2 protein-coding genes are annotated in these 1,730 nt (G+C 65.7%); both read left to right on the top strand.

Translation table 11 applies throughout. The features are described 5' to 3' along the window. On the top strand, positions 1–696 hold a 696-nt coding region (locus B4E36_RS12840), incomplete at its 5' end, for an EF-Tu/IF-2/RF-3 family GTPase (RefSeq protein WP_345900430.1). A gap of 1 nt (position 697) precedes the next feature. Beyond that, positions 698–1,567, top strand: a complete 870-nt coding sequence (locus B4E36_RS12835; RefSeq protein ID WP_292052873.1) for an NAD(P)-dependent oxidoreductase — start codon at positions 698–700, stop codon at positions 1,565–1,567. Positions 1,568–1,730 lie beyond the last annotated feature (163 nt).

The raw sequence follows: 1,730 nt of genomic DNA, 5'->3' as shown, positions 1-1,730 counted from the left end.
GCCAATATGGACCCGAACCACCGCGACCGCATCGCCTTCGTGCGCGTGTGCTCGGGCACGCTGACGCGCGGCATGAAGGCGAGGCTCGCCCGCACCGGCAAGCAGATGGGTCTCACCGCGCCGCAATTCTTCTTCGCCTCGCAACGCCAGCTCGCCGATACGGCTTATGCCGGCGATGTCGTCGGCATTCCGAACCACGGCGCGCTCCGGATCGGCGACACGCTGACCGATGGCGAGGCGCTGGTGTTCCAGGGCGTGCCGAACTTCGCGCCGGAAATCCTCCGCCGTGTCCGTCTTGAGGATGCGATGAAGGCGAAGAAGCTGAAGGAAGCGCTGCAGCAGATGGCCGAGGAAGGCGTAGTGCAGCTTTTCACGCCCGAGGACGGCTCGCCCGCGATCGTCGGTGTTGTCGGCGCTCTGCAGCTCGACGTGCTGAAGGAGCGGCTGAAGGCGGAATACGGCCTGCCGGTATCGTTCGAGATGGCGCGGTTTTCCGTCTGCCGCTGGATTTCGGCCGAGAAGACCGCCGATCTGGAAAAATTCATCTCCGGCCGGCGCGGCGATATCGCCCGCGACCTCGACGGCGATCCGGTGTTCCTCGCCCAGGACGGTTTCTCGCTGAACTACGAAAGCGAGCGGGCGCCGGAAATCCGGATGATCGCGATCAAGGAATACCATCAGGCAAAGGCGGCCTGACATGGCGGACAAGGAGACGATCGGCATCTGCGGCATGGGCCGCATGGGCACCGCCATGGCGCGTCGGCTCTCGGCCTATGGTTTTCCGCTGGTGGTGTGGTCGCGCGGCGGCGTTTCGATGGAGCTTGCTTCCGAGACCCATGCCGAGGTCGCGCTGAACCCGGCAACGCTTGCCCGCAAGGCCGATATCATCCTGACCTCGCTGATCGACGATGCGGCGGTGGAGGCGGTGCTCGAAGCGCTGCTGACCACCTCGCTTCCCGGCAAGCTGGTGGTCGAGACCTCGACCGTCAGCCCCGCTTTGCTGAAGCGCTATTCGGCGGGCATCAAGGCCAAGGGCGGCAGCGCCATCGACGCGCCGGTCTCCGGCGGCCCGGAACTGGTGATTTCCGGCAAGGCAGGGCTCTATATCGGCGGCGCGGATGCCGATTTCGAACGCTTCCTGCCGGTTGCCGATACGCTCTCCGACCGCATTCACCACACCGGCCCGCTCGGCACCGGCGCGGCGGCCAAGATCGTCAACAACATGGTGCTGTGCGGTTATTGGGAAGTGCTGCGCGAGGCGCTGATGACCGGCAAACGCGCCGGCCTCAGCCTCGACAAGATGCTCGATATGCTGATGACCAGCCCCGGCGGAACGCCCGCGCTGAAGGCTCGCGCCCCGCGTATTCGCGGCCATGACAGGAGCGTGGGCTTTCCCGTGCGCGGTGCGATGAAGGACGCCACGCTGTTTGCCAGCGTCGCCGACAGCTACGATGTCGATACGCCGGCGATCGACGCGGCCCTTGCCAGCTTCAAGGCCTGCCTGGAGAACGGCAGCGGCGACGAAGACCTCGCGGCGATGCTGCGCATGGCGCTGTCGCAAGGTTGAAGCCTATTCGGTAGCTTCGCCGGGCAGCGCAGTAACCTTGTCAAGCCAGGGAACCGCCGAGCGGCACCAGATCTGCCGCTTCGGCGGCAAAACATCGCGCTGGTCGATCATGCCCCAGCGGATCCCCCAATCCTCTTCATCGCCGCCTTCGCCGCCGGTAAAC

Source organism: Martelella sp. UBA3392, from assembly GCF_002358775.1.
Classification (GTDB): Bacteria; Pseudomonadota; Alphaproteobacteria; order Rhizobiales; family Rhizobiaceae; genus Martelella; species Martelella mediterranea.
The sequence above is the reverse complement of the archived record's forward strand: the minus strand, read 5'-3'. Positions and strand labels throughout refer to the sequence as shown.

Coding starts and splice junctions, on each gene's coding strand:
- B4E36_RS12835 (WP_292052873.1), top strand. CDS start 698: ATGGCGGACAAGGAGACGATCGGCATCTGCGGCATGGGCCGCATGGGC.